The following is a 16826-nucleotide window of genomic DNA, read 5'->3' on the forward strand; positions in this document are numbered from 1 at the left end:
ACAGTATAAAATTCATAAAATGAAGGTAACAGGTACAGTACGTAAAATGCAAACTGAAATTCAAGAACAAGTTCAATATTATTTGGTTTTTCCAGATCAATTTGTTCATATGAACCAGTTACTTGATAAATCTATTACCATAAAACATGTGGCAAACGAGTGTTTGAATTGTGGACTAGATAAAAAAATATGGCGACAAGGATTTTGTTATGATTGTTTTACTGCTATACCACAAGCTGGTGACTGGATTATGAAACCAGAATTAAGCAAGGCTCATCTAGATGAAGAAGATCGCGATTTAGAGTATGAAAAAAAGGTACAATTACAACCTCATATCGTTTATTTGGCCAATAGTAGCAACATTAAAGTAGGTGTTACTCGTAAATCACAAATTCCAACTAGATGGATTGATCAAGGTGCCCACGAGGCCATTGCTATACTTGAAACTCCTAATCGATATCTTGCTGGAATAAGTGAAGTTGCGCTTAAGGAACATGTTTCTGACAAAACCAATTGGCGTAAAATGCTAACTAATGAGGTAGAGGATGTTGATTTATTACGCTTCCGCGAAAGCTTGCTACAGCACCTGCCTCAAGAGACCTTACCCTATACGCTAGATAATGCTAAAGAATGGGAAATTGAATTCCCAGTATTAGAATATCCAAAAAAGGTAAAAAGCGTGAATTTAACCAAAAGACCAGAACACAACGGCGTGCTTAAAGGTATCAAAGGACAATACTTGATTTTTAATGATGGTCACGTGATGAACCTGCGCAGTCATGAAGGGTTTGTCATTGATATTGAGGTGCATTAAGACCTGCGATAGCCTTTACGTAACTTTACTCCGGTTAATCGCATTTCTTCCTTAAGCGCATCGGCACGAGTAGACAGAGATTTCACATTAGTTTGAGGTTTATTACCTATTCTACCAAAACGTGTGTGTACTTCATTACCTATTACTTTTATTTCCCAGAATTTATTGCTATTCCCTTGTACATACTCATACCTTTTAAAGTCATCACTAGTTTGTGATGATTGTGACTCTATAGTACTATCAGAAACTTGTTGCACCTCTTCACTAACTATCTCTTGCATTTCTCGTTCATGATTTGTTGCTGTTACAGGAGATAATTTTTCTTCATTTTCTATCGTTTGTCTTATTCTTTCTAGTACTCGATTGGGTTGTTCCACCCAATCCTTAACATATACGCGTAGTATTTTCCAACCAAAAGTTTCCAACACGCTTGTTTTTTGACAATACTGCTCTAGTACATTATCACCGTGATAATGACTTTTATAATCCAATAGGATACCCATTTTAAATTGAGTGTCATTAGATGAAATAATAGCAATATCTACCTTAAAATGTGATTGCCCTATATCGTTATAAACCACATATCCTTTTGCTTTTAGAACCTCTTTTAACTTGGATTTAAGCGGTATTTCCTTGCCTTTTAAATCTAGGTTTTGAGATACATGTAAACTATCTAATATGGAAGAAGCATTCTGTATATTACCATCAGAAATTTGTTTAGCGTACTGTAGAAAGCGTTTAAAATACCTAGCTCCTTCGTTATAATCGTTTTTAATGTGCTCTCCTAAAATGCTAGAGACGATCATCATGTTTCTCTTTGCTCTAGAGAATATGACATTGAGTCTTTTTTCTCCGCCACGTCTATTTATAGGGCCGAAATTCATCAACATTTTACCTTGTGTATTAAAACCATAACACACGCTCATGATGATAATATCTCTTTCATCTCCTTGAACATTTTCAAGGTTTTTTACAAATAACCCAGTAAATTGATCTTCTTCGGTACGATTATATTCTTCCTCTAAAAGTTTACCGAAACGGGTATCCAATAGTGCTAACTCTTCTAGAGCAGACTCGATAACAGATTGTTGTTCCATAGAAAAAGCCACTACACCTATGCTTTTATCAACTTGTTGAGTAAGTAGTTTTCTTACTAGGTGAGCTATGTAAGTAGCCTCGTCTTTATTTGATCTTTTATGATAAACTGCGTTTTCAAGGTAGTGGTAACTTATACTACGTTGAAGCACATCATTAATATCTATTTCTTGATCAGGATTTAAAACATGTGTGAGTTCACCTGCTCCATGAATCGATAGTTGATTATCTGGAATGGTAAGTAGTTCTCTTTTGTAAAAAGCAGCATTTGAATAGCTTATTAAACTTTCTCTACGGCTGCGATAATGCCATCCCAGCATTACTGATGGTAATTTTCTTGCTCCTTGATTCAATAGACTATCGGCATCTAGGTTGATACCTATCCGTTGCTCTTGTTCTTCTTCATCCTCATCTACATCAACACTTGTTGTACTGAAAAAATTGGTAGGAGGCATTTGCATTTCATCACCTACAATAATCGTTTGGTGTGTTCTAAATAGAGAAGGAACGCCTTCTTCTACTGTTATTTGAGAGGCTTCATCGTATATAACAACATCAAAAATGGAAGTATCAATAGGCATTGAATCACTTACACTCAATGGACTCATCAACCAGACTGGTTTTAAACTTGTCATAATTTCTTGTGCCTCGCCAGTTGCCAACTCTCTGATAGACTTATACCTCATCTTTTTATTGAACTCATTTTCTAATATTTTGCGAGATGATTTGTATATCTTTTTGAGTTTCTTTTCTTCATTTGTTAATTGAGCGGCTGTGCTTTCAGTAATTCTAATTTTATTGAGAAATTGATCTCTTATTCTAGAACGTATAAAGGCTACATTGGCATTATAGTATTTATCTAATAAGTTCTGAATTTCCCTGATAGAGAATTGCAGGCTATCCTCATTCATTTGGGCAAATACAGGATTATTATCACTATTATCCAGAATTGTTTTGTAAGCACAGTGAAAATTTATCTCATCTTCTCTCCAATTGCGATCTCTCAAAAGCGATTGCAATTTAAAATCGGCATTATTAAGTTTTTCAATGTGAGGCTTAAATAAGGATAAACTATTAGTCATCGTCAAAGCAACACTAATTCTATCTTCTAGAGTTGCTATTGAATAATTACCGAAACTCTTAGCGATTTTAGACAACGAATTTCTAAGACTATTAAACAAAGGTAGAACACTAATAAGTCCAGATAAATAATCTCTATTATCGATTTCTATCCACTTGGCTACAATCGGACTACCTGTATTGTGTAATTGCTTTAACCATTGAATACCATCGTCATAATTGGTAAAACCATAGCGATTTTCTAATTTTCTTTTTTCATTTTCAAAACTATTAAGAAGGTCATATTCGTCTACCAATCTGCTTAGTACTGAATCGATTTCTGGTTTTACTTTATGTTTTTGAAAGTCATAAGCTTCTTTGATTTGCTTTTTTAATCGATACCATTTGGGGTTCAAAAATTTTAGAATGTTAGCATTAGCTCGGTCCCATTGATTTTTTATCTCATAGGCGTCAATTGCATTCCACTTTACTTTCCAAAAACGATTTTCATCTTGCTTATCTTGCCACTTCTTACGTGATTTTTCAAGCTTTCTATTATCGTTCAGTAAAGCTGTAGCTTGTGGATTATCAGGAGTTAAAATAGCAAGGTTTCCTTTTGCAATAATCTCTTTTGATTTTTCCATCAGATTGACTTCCTTAATCCAATCATCCCATACCATAGTGGTATCTCCATCATTTTCATCAATCCATTCATTAATCTGCTCCAATATGGTAAGAGCACTGCTTAACTCTTTGTGAATTGTAGTCTTATAGTCAGATGTTGATAATAGTTCTGGACTTATACCGTTTAACGGAAAGTTTTTGATGCTATCACCATAATGGTTGATCCTTATTTGATTTAAGAACTCCTTGATCCAATTTTCATTTGATTTCCACTCATCGAAATCAGGGATTACAAAATATTCCGCCTTGGCAAGTCTCTCAAACTTGTCAATATCACTAATTACCTCTTGATAAACTTGAAAGATAGGAGTCTCACCAGATCGCATTATGTTATGAAAGCTCTCTAGTCGGTTAATGTGCGTTTGTATTTTATCGATTATCTCATTTCTTTCCTTAACTATAGCATTAGACTTCATCTTATCTTTTAAAAAGGACTCATAGGTCCCTTTTAAATTCATAATAAAAGATTTTTTGTCGGTCTGTGAATCATGAATTAAACAACATAATTCGTCCAGTTGTTTGTTTTTTAAACGATGGTAAACCACATCAAGTGCAGCGCGCTTTTCACAAACGAAAAGTACCTTCTGATCTCTGGCGACATAATCTGCTATCAAATTGGTTATCGTTTGAGATTTACCGGTACCTGGTGGACCTTGAATAATATAATTGCGACCACTGCGTGCTTTATAAACGGCTTTTGTTTGTGTAGGATCAGCTGCAATTATGGGATATAAATCATTCAATTGAGTACTGATGCCTTCTTCTTCAATTAACTTTCGAGGATTCTCACTAAATAATTCTTCAAATACTTCATCCTTAATATCAGCATTGATAATATCGTTGTAATCACGAACAATACTCATTTTACGATAATTGAAATTACCTAAAGTCATGTTGCAGGTATCCACTTCCCAAACCAGTGGATTTACAACGCCATAATTATCATTACGATAGAAGCTGCGCTCTTTTTCTGCAACAGCAAGATCACTGTAAGGATTGATATCTTCATTAATTATATATTCAAGATCATTAATCTTTTTATGAACCAAAGTTTTGAAGAGTTCAATTCCTAAAGGTTTAAAATCATCCTCTTTATAGGAGTAATCAAATTGTCTTAAATTTAAATTACTCGTGCGGCGATTAAGTTTACGTTTTTTGAGTTTGAAGTTTCGTCGCGCAGCTTTATGAATAAGTTGAATTTGGGGTTTTTCTCTCCATTGAAGTTCTACTCCATTACCTGAATTAAGAATTTGATTACGTATGTTACCTATTAAATCTTCAAGTGAACTTTCCTTTAAATCTATAAAATCGGGAAGTTCTATATCATATAAATCTTTAAGATAGTAACTAAGAACTGGGTTGATCTCCGCATCAGTAGTTGTAACCTCTAGTTGATACCGATCTTCTACTCCTTTTTTCTTTACTAATGAAACTGGAAGCAACAGCAATGGAGAAGAAATACGTTCTTCCCTATTTTCTTTAAAATTATACCAGTGTAAAAAAGCAACAACTAATCGCAGTTGATCAAATCCGTATTCGTTACGGCTCTTTCTTGCTTCCAACCTTATCTTGTTGAGTATAGGATTTAAAAACCTATTGTTAGTTATATCAAGATACCTATTTAACAGAAGTGATTTTTTACCCAATAATTTACCTTCCATAACTGGTCCCCAAAAGATGATATCCTTCTCGGTAATATTTTTGTGATCTAGCAATAAAGGAATAGATGCTTCAGTAAGGTTTAAAAAACTACTTGTTGATTTGAAGTAAAGAAGTTTATTTCTACGAGATATGTCAAACAAGCGTCGTCGTAACTTATCTAAAATATATGTTCCACGTTCCTTGATGTTAATTGATTTGAATCCTATTGTCTCGGTTAGGTCTTGATAATTTTCGGGATTAAAATCTTGGTAATTTTTAAGTTTTGCTACAACCTCTTCTAAATTTGGAATACGATCTTCTCTGTAAATCGGAGTCATTTCTCTTATGACATGATGAATGGTAGGATCTAGCTCTTTATTCAAAAAGTATAACCGTTCTCTATTTTCTACAAAGCGTAACAGTTCATCCTTATCGCGAAAATCTAGACCATAAGCTAGGCTTGCCATTAACATACCTAGTAAAAACACCTCTGTTAAAGGATCGTAAGTTCCCATCTCATAATCCCATGCTTTATAATGCATAACATAGGCAGGATTTTTTACCGGACTAGCATTATCCAAATGCAAGTAATCACTTTGATTTTCAAATGAGGTGACATTATTTGATCTATTTTGATAAATAGTATCCGACACCTTGACTGCTCCATCTTCTTTGGGTTTTTGAGGTAGACCAGTCGAGATTACTGCACTACTAGTTTCTTGTTCAATGATTAAGATTCTACCATTATAAAGAACTTGATCTATGCTAGTGATCTTTAAAACTTTATCTTGATTATGAGCATAAAGTGCTTTTTCAAGCAACGGTAAAACCTGAGCAATAAAATCCACCGTAGTATTTCCATTTGAAGCTTTTATCTCATCTAATAAGCTAAAAAAACTTTTCCTGTAATCATTCATGGTCATAAATACTTCTTTGTTCTTGAGACAACTTATTCAAGTCTTTCATTGCTTCATCCTTGAGAGATTTAAACTCCCTAATAGTTAGTTGATATTCCTTTCTAACAATACGTTCATACTCCTCTTTTATTCCTAATAAATTCGCAATTTCAAGTGTGTGAGCAAGAGGTAACAACTCAAGATCTGCATCTAGTTTACTAAAATCTAGCAGTACATAGCATAGGTAATTATGTGTGCCAATTGCTGCGTCATTAATAAACTTTTTGATACTATTGACTTCTTGCTTTTCATCACTTACATAAAACTTAGAAAAGAAACTTGAAGCGTGTGTCATGTTTCTAGAAGTACGCATCCATTCTGGTAATAGAATAAATTCTAAAAATTGATACGTGAATGAACTTAGTTCCTTTTGTTGAAAAAGGTCTAAATTATTCACATCTATCTTACCTATGATAAGCGGTTTAATGACCTCTTCAAGATTATGAGCGCTTCTCGATAGTTGATCTAGCGCATAGGTTCTTATGTATGTTTCTGGATGTGTAGTGTTTAATGAGCTGTTTTCTTCTCCTTGTAAAATCTCTTTGGCTTGATCTAGATAGCTTTGAGCATTTACTCGCTTTAGTCCTGTTGAAACCTTGACCAAACATTGAATGACAGAATAGTGTTCCCTGCATACTTGAAAAGAACAAGCATCACAAAAAAGTTCCAAAAACAATTGAAATTTACGAGCAGTTTCTACAAAAACAGAATCACTTTGTGAATCATTGGCAAGGGCCAGAATAATACGTTGGGTAATTTCAAACTCACCATTTTCTATTTTAAAAAATAAAAAATGTCCTAATTCATGAGCTATCAATGCGGTTAATTGCCGCTCATCCAACAATTCTAAAAGATTCCCTGAAAAAACTATATGAGCCTCATCTTCAATAATTGAAATAGCACAATTATCTTGAATGCTATTTTGCTCTTGATAAAAGGTGACTTGAGCGGTCAGGTTTAAATTTTCACATACTTGATCGCTTACCTTATACAAGTCAAAATGTGAATCCCTATCTAGCCTGTATGTATTCTTTAATAAAGATGATTTTAACGCATCTATTTGATGTGACTTTACCTTTTCATCTTTAAACCACTGCCAGGTTTTGGACCTCGATTTAAAATAGTCTCTGATTTTTTTATGATAGTTGAATGTGGGTAGGGAACGCTGTAAAAGCGTTTCAGTTGATTGGTTCATGTGCAACTATTAAGCTATGGCTTAAAAATATGAAATTAAGTAGGTTTTTTACTTAACTACATGTATATAAATACGATCAGTCATGTATTTAGGTAGAGAATATAGATAGTTGTGGATTCGCTTTCGCGAAAGCGAACCCTAAATCAATCTAGAGTAATCAAAAACGGTTTTACTTTTTAACAGAAAAAAAATAGGAACCTACTCTTCTTCACTATAATCAGGATACAGGAATGCATTGTAAGGAAAGCGCGACACATGAATTTCTCTTACTCTATCGTATACCTTTTTACGAAACTGTTCCATGTTTTCTTTTTCAATCGCACTTATAAAAATCACATCATCACCTGCACGGTTCATCCAAGTGCGTTTCCAGTCTTCTAGTGTGTTGTGTGCCGTGGTGCGTTCGTCAAATTCATCATCATACTCTTCCGGCTGGTATTGATCGATTTTATTAAAAACCATAATAGTAGGTTTATCAATCGCCTCAATATCTTGTAAAATTGCATTTACACTATCAATATGATCTTCAAAGCTCTCGTGCGAAATATCTACTACATGTAACAATAGGTCCGATTCTCTAACCTCATCTAGGGTAGATTTAAAGGATTCTACTAACTGCGTAGGTAGTTTTCTAATAAAACCTACCGTATCAGTTAATAGAAAAGGTAGGTTTTTAACAACTACCTTTCTTACCGTTGTATCTAGCGTTGCGAATAATTTATTTTCTGCAAAAACATCACTTTTAGAAACCACATTCATAAGTGTGCTTTTACCCACGTTAGTGTAACCTACAAGAGCAACGCGCACCAATTTACCACGATTTCCTCGTTGGGTTTTCATTTGCCTATCAATGGTAGTGAGTTTCTTTTTGAGTAATGAAATACGATCGCGTACTATACGACGGTCTGTCTCAATCTCGGTCTCACCAGGACCACGCATACCTATACCACCACGCTGGCGCTCCAGGTGAGTCCACAATCCAACTAATCTAGGTAACAAGTACTCGTACTGGGCTAGTTCAACTTGAGTACGAGCATAACTAGTTTGTGCTCGTTGTGCAAATATGTCTAGAATCAAATAGGTACGATCTATGATCTTTGCCTTGAGGATTTTCTCAATATTACGTTGTTGAGTAGGCGTTAACTCATCATCAAAAATCACTGTCCCAATATCGTTTGCTTCAACAAACTGTGCCACTTCTTCCATTTTTCCAGTTCCTATAAAGGTTTTTGGATTAGGATGTTGCATTTTTTGAGTAAAACGACCTTTTACACTAGCACCAGCAGTGTAAGCGAGAAACTCTAATTCATCAAGATACTCAGTTAACTTTTCTTCTGACTGTTGTTGAGTTACAATTCCTATTAAAACGGCGTTTTCGTATTCGTGACTTTCTTGTTCTAGCATATAGATTATTTCATACAAAGATATATTTATTATTGAGCCGGTAATAAGGTTTATCTTTAGCTTAAGTTTTTATTATAATTTTTTTCATGAACAAAAACAAATGCGGCTGGTGTATAGGCGATGAGCTTTATGAGCAATATCACGATACAGAATGGGGCGTACCTGTTTATGATGATAAAACCCTATTTGAGTTCTTAATCCTGGAATGTATGCAAGCTGGTCTAAGCTGGATTACTATTTTAAGAAAGCGAGAAAACTATAGACAAGCTCTAGATCAATTTGATTATCACAAAATTGCTCAATATGATAATCAAAAAAAGCAAGAACTACTTCAAAATCCAGGAATCATAAGAAACAAATTAAAAGTAAATGCTATTGTGACCAACGCTCAAGCATTTATAAACACACAACAAGAGTTTGGAAGTTTTTCCCATTATATATGGTCATTTGTTGATAATCAACCTGTTAAAAATGAAGTTTCTGATTATAAAGAAGCTCCTGCTAACACCAAGTTATCAGACCAAATATCAAAAGATCTTAAAAAACGAGGTTTTAAATTTGTAGGCAGCACCATTGTATATGCCTATTTGCAAGCCTGCGGAATAGTTAACGATCATGAAACCAGCTGTTTTAGATATGACCAGATTTAAGCACATCATCTACTTACTATTTTTTCTAGTTAGCACTGTGGTAATTGCTCAATCTAACGCTCTTAAAATAGAGCATGAAGAACGAATAAAAAGTAGTGAGTTCCCTTCTCTATCCAAACAAATATTGGATAGCCTGATTCCGCTTAGGGTAAAAATGAAATATTATCAAGAAACCGACGGTGATTCGAACAGCTACGAAGCAAAATTTAAATATAAGGGGAAGAAATACAGCATAGAATTTTTTGAGAATGGAGCTTTAAAAGAAACAGAAATTGAAATAAAGAAAAACAAACTGTCAAAAATAGTTATTGATTCGATCAATAAAAGACTTGATACCGTTGCTCGTAAGTTTAAAATAGAGAAAATACAAGAGCATTACAGCCCTAGCTCAATTCTTAGTTTAAAACAAAAATTACAGCAATCAAATCCTGATGGATATGAAATAATTGTTGCTTTTAAGGATAAGCGTAAGATTTATCGCAGGGAATATTTATTTGATAGAAGAGGTATGATCCTAGAGGTTAAAGATGTTAAACGATTAGAGTATGACTTCTTATTATTTTAGAATCTTAATCGTCCTTTTATTATCACAAACTGCCGTAAGTCAAATTGTCGATAATACTTTATTTCAAAATGCCCTTAATATTTCTTACGACAATAATTACCGATGGTCATTTGTAAGCGCAATAGAACAACGCAGCCTAACAGGTGACAACGCAGGTCTACTACATATCCAAGCCAGTCATTACACCAATTATGAAGTAGGATTTTATGGTCAAATAGGTATAGGGATCATGTATCGTGATCTTAGAAACTCAAATACCAGTGAGCTCAGGATTACCGAACAATACGCTTATTCAAGAAAATATAACCAACTTAAAATGGCACATCGTATACGGTGGGATCAACGATACCGTGGTGATAGAATAACGCACCGATGGAGATATAGGTATTCCATTGCATTACCTCTCAATGGAATACAAACAGATAAAAATGAATGGTACCTAGGTGCATCAATCGAAACTTTATTTATTGCAGAAAATCGGACGAAACCCTTCTGGGACCAACGCCTCATTTTTAATCTAGGAAATCAAATTAGCCGTAACTTCAAATTACAATTAAGTACCGAATACCGATGGGAATCATTTACCCAAAATACAGAACGCTTACTGTTTATAAATCTAGGAGGTTACTGGAGTTTGTAGCGATTAAATTCTTGTAGTGTATAGTAATTAAATATTAAGTAATTCAATAAAACTTTCCCTAGGAATCTCAACTGCTCCTAAGCTTGCTAGATGATCGTTATAAATTTGAGCATCAATAATTTTATATTCCTTTAATTGCAATTTTTCTACTAAATGCCACAAAGCAATTTTACTGGCATCTGGCTGCAAAGCAAACATGCTCTCACCGCAAAACACCTTTTTTTCTGGTAAATCGATACCGTATAATCCACCTACAAGTTCACCGTTTTTAAAAACTTCAACACTTACCGCATGGCCTAGTTGATGCATTTTTGAATAAGCCTCGATCATTTCATCCATAATCCAAGTACCTTCTTGATCAGGCCGAGAGACTTGTGCGCATGCTTTCATAACCTGTTCAAAACAAGTATTTTCTTTAATAAAATAACCTTTATTCTTCCTACTTTGTTTGAGTGATTTTGTAATCCTCATAGGTCTTTCCGATTGCAAATCAAATATCATTCTGGGATCTGGGCTCCACCAGCAAATAGGCTCACCATCGTTGTACCAAGGAAAAATTCCATTGTTGTAAGCAAGTAATAATCGGTCTACTTTTAAATCACCACCTACAGCAAGCAAACCATGGTCAGGTGCTTGATTAACAGGAGGAAAATAAAGCTCGTTCTGTAAGATATTCACGTTAAACTTCTATGTTTGTTTGGAAATACTGTTAATTTTGTTAATCTTTGATACGGTCTTCAAAACTAATTTATTTTCATCATTGCTTTTTTTGAGTTTCTTTTTGAAGACCAAACTATTTAAAAAGAGAATCCCGACAAAGCCAGTCGGGATTTTTGTTTTTATGATCAAATGACGAAATAGCTATTAATACCAGAGAGTATATTTTGTACTGCATAAGATGCTAGTATAAGCCCCATCACTTTACTTATTACAGTTATTCCATAACTACCTATATATTGCTGTAATTTATTTGCTGCTAGAAGTATAAGACAAGTAAGTGCTATTACCACGAGCACTATAGCAGTGGTCATGGTTTGTTGTTCTATAGAAAATAAGTGATTGTCAGTCATAAGTACCACGGCCATTATAGCTCCTGGTGATGCAATGGACGGTATCGCTATAGGAAATATAATGACGTGTTTATAATCGGTAATTCCTTTTTTTTCTCCTTCTGGTTTACCATCTCCAAAAATCATTGTGAGCGCAAAAAGAAATAAAATTACTCCGCCAGAAATTTGAAAGGCATCCAAAGACACAGACATTGATTCCAAAATAATCTGACCGATTACAATAAAAAATAATAGAATAAGAAAAGCCACACCGGCAGCCTTTATAGCAATTAGTTTTTTATGTTTCTTATCAAATTGTTTAGTAGCTTCAAGATAAACAGGAATTGAGCCTATAGGATCTATTACCGCAAATACAAAAAACAATGTGCTCAAAAATTCGATCATAAAAATAAAAAAGCTTTCCCATAAAAATACAGGAAAGCCTAGTCTTTAAAAGTAAGTATTTGTTAAAATGGAAGATCGTCGTGATCTTCGGCATTTGTATTTGATACCGGCTCGTATTCATCAAATGGTGGAACCTCAGGAGCACCTTGTGGTGCTTGAGCTCCTACTTTTTCTATACGCCAACCAGAGATAGAATTAAAATATTTAATCTCGCCCTGTGGAGTTTGCCATTCTCTACCTCTTAAGTTTATACCTACTTTCACTGCATCTCCTACTTGGTAACTATCCAATAAATTTGTTTTGTCTTGAACAAATTCAATAAGCAAATGTTGTGGGTATTGCTCTTCAGTTGTTACTACTAATTCGCGTTTTTGAAATCCGTTATTTCCATAGGTTTTTGTTTCACCTATCAACTTTACTTTTCCTTGTACTTCCATGTTAAAATAATAAAATGTTCCAGGCATTCATCAACTGTCCAGCTGCTATATATTCTTTTGCCCTATTATGTTTTTCTTCTATCGATAATGCTGGTAATTGTTCTGCTTTCGCAAAAGCGATCACCTCATCACGCTCTGGCACACGTTCTACATTACCTAATTTACCTAAATCATTACCTGTAAGCACGTGACTGTTTCTTGCGTGTTCTGGTAATGCGTCAACTCCTACACCTAATGAGGTTAAAGGTTTAGGCACCTCAAACATAGCATCTTTTGAACGACAATACCAATTACCACCCATTCTTGCTACTGTATCAATTTTAAAAGGATCGATTTTTTGATCGTCAGTTAGAACTTCGTCCTTAATGTGCACTTTTACTACCTCGCAAATAATTAAATTACCTGCACCACCTTCTTGACCTAGTTCAACTATTTCCTTTACCTTACATTCAAAAGCTGCTGGGCTTTCTTCAACTCTAGGTGGTTGTACCAGATCACTTTTTACCGCTGTTAATCCAGATTTTACAAACTCATCAACACCAGCATCATATTCGGTGCTGCTCAATGACATTTGCTGTACAATATCGTAATTGACAATATTAATTACCACTTCTTGGGTAGCTTGTGCATTAAGCAAGGTATGTTTAACTGTGTTATTGCGCACTCTCCTAGCCGATGAGAATATCATAATCGGTGGATTTGCACTAAAGACATTGAAAAAAGAATAAGGTGATAGATTCACATTACCATCAACATCAACTGTACTAGCAAATGCAATAGGTCGCGGTTGAACTGCTCCTAGCATGAGTCCATGTAACTGGGCTGTAGAAATTTCTTTAGGATCTACTGTCAAAATGCTTACCTTTTAATGAATTTTCAAAGGTATTATTTTTAAACGAAACTATAGGTATTATGATGTTACAGTCTGCTTTATCTAGCAACCTAATTAAGTAAGAAAAGGTTAATTTAATAAGAAACACAATAAGCAGTATTTTTTATTTAATTTCACCATCTTACTGACAAGAAACCACACAACCATGAGACCTAAATCACACTTCTCATCTGCAATATCGTTTGTAATTATTCTTTTACTTGTTTTTTACGCATTCTATTCTCAAACACCATCTAGTGAGGTTAAAGAAAACGTTCCAGCCACTGAGTGGTCAACAGCAAGAGCACTTGAACACATACAAGCACTTTCAGTCGAGCCGCATTATCTAGGAAGCAAGGCACACGATAAGGCAAGGGATTACATCATTAAACAACTAAAATCTTATGGGCTTAATGTTACAACGCAATCTGCTTATGATATTAGCTGGAATGGAAATATGTCTAAACCTGAGAATATTCTAGCACGTATTAAAGGTCGCACCGACTCAAAAAATGCCCTATTATTACTTTCTCATTACGACAGTGATCCTCACAGTAGTAAAGGAGCTAGTGATGCTGCAAGCGGTGTAGCCACTATACTAGAAGCAACAAGAGCTTTTCTTGCCAAAAATGAGCAACCTGAAAACGATATTATCATTTGCATTACTGATGGTGAAGAGCTAGGCTTAAATGGCGCAAGCACTTTTGTTAATAAACATGAGTGGGCACAAGATGTAGCATTTGTTTTAAACTTTGAAGCGCGCGGTAGTGGCGGCCCAAGCTATATGCTAGTTGAAACAAACGGTGGCAATAGAAAAATCATCGAGGCATTTAGCAAGTCAGGAGTTGAATATCCTGTAGCTAATTCACTAGCCTATAGTATTTATAAAATGATACCTAATGATACCGACCTTACCATTTTTAGAGAAGACGGTGATATTAATGGATTAAACTTTGCTTTTATAGGTGATCATTTTGACTATCATACTGAACTAGATTCATATGAACGCCTAGATCGCAACACACTTGCTCATCAAGGCAGCTATCTCATGCCGCAGTTAGATTATTTTTCTAGCATTGATTTGACTGATAGACTTAAAACTGAAAAAGATGATGATGTAGTTTACGTACCCTTACCATTGATAAAAATGGTGCGATTTCCATTTAGTTGGTTAAGCGGTTTAATAATAGTAGCATTTGTGTTAATGATAACACTCATTGTTTACGGAATAAAACGCAGGCGTATTCAACTTACTTATTTATTGGGTGGTTTTGTACCCTTTCTAGGAGCACTTATTATAAGTTACTTAATTACTAACTACACGTGGATAGGGATTAAAGAATCTGAGTTTTACATACATCAATTACATGGATTCCCGTATAACGGATACTGGTTGATTGCGGCAGCTGCGTTTATTGCTCTTACCATTAGCTTTTTCTTATATCACAAGTATTACCACCGTGATCGCATACCTAGTTTAAGCGTTGCTCCCATTTTTATTTTATGGCTTATCTGTTTACTAGTAGCGTTTCCTGTAGGCGATGGCGGTATTCTAGGTTCGATCTTTTTACCAGGCGCAGGATTTTTAATCATTCCTGTTTTTTGTAGTTTAATAATGCTATACATCAACATACAGCAAAAAAGACCTAGCTACATCCTTCTAGTCCTATTATCTGTTCCCTCAATTTTTATTCTTTCACCATTTATTAAAGCTTTTCCAGTAGCATTAGGAATGAGTATTTTATTTGTAGCATCTGTTCTTACTACGTTACTGTTTGGTTTGTTAGTTCCTATCACAGGACATTATAGAAAGAAAGGATTACTAGCATTTATGTCCTTGATTATAACTATTGGTTGTGGTGTTTACGCTTTCGCGAAAGCAGAATTCTCACCATCCCAACCCCAATCCACCAGCCTAGTTTACATTCATAATCAAGATGAAGACAAAGCTCAATGGGCGACCTATGACCCAACCTTAACCGATTGGGTTAAAGAAAAACTAGGTAACAATCCTCAAAACGCTAAAGAACTTAATAAAAACAGTATTGACTCAAAGTATGGAACTGGTTTTAGTTATGTAGCACCAGCCGAATACAAGAAACTAGCTTCACTTGATATAGAGATATTAAGCGATACACTTGTAGGAGAAGACCGTAAGGTCAAATTGAAAGTGAGCAGCACAGAAACCCTGCATCGTATAGAGGCATTTACCACAGACGAGGTTCTATTTAAAAAAGCGGTGGTAAACGGCCTTCAAGTTCCTAAAACAGGTAAGAGCGAGACACCCTTTGGCTATAGATGGGGAAATCGTCTATTAAGTTATTATATAAAAGATAATGAGCCTTTGGTTATGGAATTAACCTTTTCGGCCCAGGACAATCCAGAGCTTATTTTTTATGGAGCGAGTTTTGATTTAATGCAACGGTCCGAATTTGAAATAACTGCAAGACCTATCGAGCAAATGTCTATGCCGTTTGTTCTTAACGATGCTATCCTTAAAAAGCGAAGTATTAAACTAGTAAACCAGCAAACAATAGTTGAAGAACAAACTGCTGATGAAAAATAACAAGAAGACAATCGGTATCTTAGGTGCAGGATGGCTAGGAAAAGAGCTAGCATTCCAATTAAAAGCTCTAGATTTTACATGTAGAGCTACTATGAGACAACCTGATGATGTCGCAACTTTAGAACAGTCTGGGATAAAAAGCTATATAATCGACATTAAGGAAGACAAAATTTTTGGCGATTTAAAAACTTTTTTAGAAGGTCTAAATACTTTAGTAGTTGCAATTCCACCAGGATTGCGCAAAAATCCAGATAGTGATTTTGCCTATAAAGTAAGGATGATTGCTAAGTTTGCTTTGGTATATAAAATACCAGATTTTATTTTTGTTTCTAGCACTTCAGTATTTCAAGACACTTTTCCTATTACCACATATTCGGAAAACAATATACCAAACTCACAATCCAATACAGGCAAAAAGATTATTGCTGCCGAGGAAGAATTAAGAAACTGGTATCCCAATGCAACAATACTAAGGCCATGTGGTCTAATTGGTGACGACAGGCATCCTATTAATCATTTAAAAGGTAAAACAGATTTAAAAAATCCCGACATGCCAGTTAACTTGGTTAATCGCAACCACGTTATAAAATTAATCATTGGTTTAATCATTGAAACTATTAAAACAAAAGTATTACACGCAGTAAGTGAACCGCACACTAGTAGGAAAGAATACTATCAAGACGCTGCTCGACAACGCGATCTAGTACCACCAGAATTCCTTGATTCTTCAAAACAAGAGGGAAAAATAATCACTTCTATTTATTCTTAGTTGCAAGTAATATGAGCTATATGTAG

13 protein-coding genes are annotated in these 16826 nt (G+C 34.8%); 6 read left to right on the plus strand and 7 right to left on the minus strand.

Going from position 1 to position 16826, the window contains the following annotated elements; genetic code table 11:
• Nucleotides 1-19 precede the first annotated feature (19 nt).
• A complete protein-coding gene (locus tag BST91_RS10220) occupies nucleotides 20-814 on the plus strand; it encodes a DUF2797 domain-containing protein (protein WP_085775326.1) in 795 nt (264 codons plus the stop codon).
• On the opposite strand, the gene BST91_RS10225 is transcribed toward BST91_RS10220, so the two are convergent.
• The 3 genes from BST91_RS10225 to hflX all read right to left on the minus strand — a co-directional run bounded on the left by BST91_RS10225 (nucleotide 811) and on the right by hflX (nucleotide 8848).
• Complete coding sequence (locus BST91_RS10225) at nucleotides 811-6216, minus strand: AAA domain-containing protein (protein WP_244895605.1); 5406 nt, start codon at nucleotides 6214-6216, stop codon at nucleotides 811-813. The genes BST91_RS10220 and BST91_RS10225 overlap by 4 nt on opposite strands.
• Nucleotides 6203-7444, minus strand: coding sequence for a M48 family metalloprotease (locus BST91_RS10230; protein ID WP_085775328.1), 1242 nt, complete (start codon nucleotides 7442-7444; stop codon nucleotides 6203-6205). The genes BST91_RS10225 and BST91_RS10230 overlap by 14 nt, the downstream gene beginning before the upstream one ends.
• A 198-nt stretch (nucleotides 7445-7642) precedes the next feature.
• Nucleotides 7643-8848 carry a GTPase HflX gene (hflX, locus tag BST91_RS10235; protein WP_085775329.1) on the minus strand — a complete coding sequence of 402 codons (1206 nt, stop codon included), beginning with the start codon at nucleotides 8846-8848 and terminating at the stop codon, nucleotides 7643-7645.
• A gap of 86 nt (nucleotides 8849-8934) precedes the next feature.
• Between hflX and BST91_RS10240 the strand changes: the two genes are divergently transcribed.
• Genes BST91_RS10240 through BST91_RS10250 form a run of 3 tightly spaced genes read left to right on the plus strand, consistent with a single transcriptional unit; the run spans nucleotide 8935 to nucleotide 10703 of the window.
• A complete protein-coding gene (locus BST91_RS10240) occupies nucleotides 8935-9498 on the plus strand; it encodes a DNA-3-methyladenine glycosylase I (protein WP_085775330.1) in 564 nt (187 codons plus the stop codon).
• Nucleotides 9464-10063, plus strand: coding sequence for a hypothetical protein (locus BST91_RS10245; protein ID WP_042277187.1), 600 nt, complete (start codon nucleotides 9464-9466; stop codon nucleotides 10061-10063). Before BST91_RS10240 ends, BST91_RS10245 begins: the two co-directional genes overlap by 35 nt.
• Nucleotides 10044-10703, plus strand: a complete 660-nt coding sequence (locus tag BST91_RS10250; protein WP_085775331.1) for a DUF2490 domain-containing protein — start codon at nucleotides 10044-10046, stop codon at nucleotides 10701-10703. Before BST91_RS10245 ends, BST91_RS10250 begins: the two co-directional genes overlap by 20 nt.
• Before the next feature lie 27 nt (nucleotides 10704-10730).
• On the opposite strand, the gene aat is transcribed toward BST91_RS10250, so the two are convergent.
• The 4 genes from aat to BST91_RS10270 form a co-directional block, all read right to left on the minus strand.
• Nucleotides 10731-11381: a leucyl/phenylalanyl-tRNA--protein transferase gene (gene aat / locus BST91_RS10255; RefSeq protein WP_085775332.1), complete on the minus strand. Its 651-nt coding sequence runs from the start codon at nucleotides 11379-11381 to the stop codon at nucleotides 10731-10733.
• 167 nt (nucleotides 11382-11548) lie between these two features.
• Nucleotides 11549-12157, minus strand: a complete 609-nt coding sequence (locus BST91_RS10260; RefSeq protein ID WP_085775333.1) for a MarC family protein — start codon at nucleotides 12155-12157, stop codon at nucleotides 11549-11551.
• 62 nt (nucleotides 12158-12219) lie between these two features.
• Nucleotides 12220-12594 carry a DUF3127 domain-containing protein gene (locus tag BST91_RS10265; RefSeq protein WP_042277326.1) on the minus strand — a complete coding sequence of 125 codons (375 nt, stop codon included), beginning with the start codon at nucleotides 12592-12594 and terminating at the stop codon, nucleotides 12220-12222.
• Nucleotide 12595: 1 nt separating this feature from the next.
• Complete coding sequence (locus tag BST91_RS10270; RefSeq protein ID WP_060523649.1) at nucleotides 12596-13450, minus strand: flavin reductase family protein; 855 nt, start codon at nucleotides 13448-13450, stop codon at nucleotides 12596-12598.
• Nucleotides 13451-13631: 181 nt separating this feature from the next.
• Between BST91_RS10270 and BST91_RS10275 the strand changes: the two genes are divergently transcribed.
• Complete coding sequence (locus tag BST91_RS10275; RefSeq protein ID WP_085775334.1) at nucleotides 13632-16031, plus strand: M28 family peptidase; 2400 nt, start codon at nucleotides 13632-13634, stop codon at nucleotides 16029-16031.
• Nucleotides 16021-16800, plus strand: a complete 780-nt coding sequence (locus BST91_RS10280) for an NAD(P)H-binding protein (RefSeq protein ID WP_085775335.1) — start codon at nucleotides 16021-16023, stop codon at nucleotides 16798-16800. The genes BST91_RS10275 and BST91_RS10280 overlap by 11 nt, the downstream gene beginning before the upstream one ends.
• The last annotated feature ends 26 nt before the right edge of the window (nucleotides 16801-16826 follow it).

The sequence above is a fragment of the Nonlabens tegetincola genome, assembly GCF_002117085.1.
GTDB lineage: Bacteria > Bacteroidota > Bacteroidia > Flavobacteriales > Flavobacteriaceae > Nonlabens > Nonlabens tegetincola.

What these genes read in the sequence shown, in the direction of transcription:
- BST91_RS10220 (WP_085775326.1), top strand. Translation starts at nt 20, where the DNA reads ATGAAGGTAACAGGTACAGTACGTAAAATGCAAACTGAAATTCAAGAA.
- BST91_RS10225 (WP_244895605.1), bottom strand. Translation starts at nt 6,216, where the DNA reads ATGACCATGAATGATTACAGGAAAAGTTTTTTTAGCTTATTAGATGAG.
- BST91_RS10230 (WP_085775328.1), bottom strand. Translation starts at nt 7,444, where the DNA reads ATGAACCAATCAACTGAAACGCTTTTACAGCGTTCCCTACCCACATTC.
- hflX (WP_085775329.1), bottom strand. Translation starts at nt 8,848, where the DNA reads ATGCTAGAACAAGAAAGTCACGAATACGAAAACGCCGTTTTAATAGGA.
- BST91_RS10240 (WP_085775330.1), top strand. Translation starts at nt 8,935, where the DNA reads ATGAACAAAAACAAATGCGGCTGGTGTATAGGCGATGAGCTTTATGAG.
- BST91_RS10245 (WP_042277187.1), top strand. Translation starts at nt 9,464, where the DNA reads ATGAAACCAGCTGTTTTAGATATGACCAGATTTAAGCACATCATCTAC.
- BST91_RS10250 (WP_085775331.1), top strand. Translation starts at nt 10,044, where the DNA reads ATGACTTCTTATTATTTTAGAATCTTAATCGTCCTTTTATTATCACAA.
- BST91_RS10260 (WP_085775333.1), bottom strand. Translation starts at nt 12,157, where the DNA reads ATGATCGAATTTTTGAGCACATTGTTTTTTGTATTTGCGGTAATAGAT.
- BST91_RS10265 (WP_042277326.1), bottom strand. Translation starts at nt 12,594, where the DNA reads ATGGAAGTACAAGGAAAAGTAAAGTTGATAGGTGAAACAAAAACCTAT.
- BST91_RS10275 (WP_085775334.1), top strand. Translation starts at nt 13,632, where the DNA reads ATGAGACCTAAATCACACTTCTCATCTGCAATATCGTTTGTAATTATT.
- BST91_RS10280 (WP_085775335.1), top strand. Translation starts at nt 16,021, where the DNA reads ATGAAAAATAACAAGAAGACAATCGGTATCTTAGGTGCAGGATGGCTA.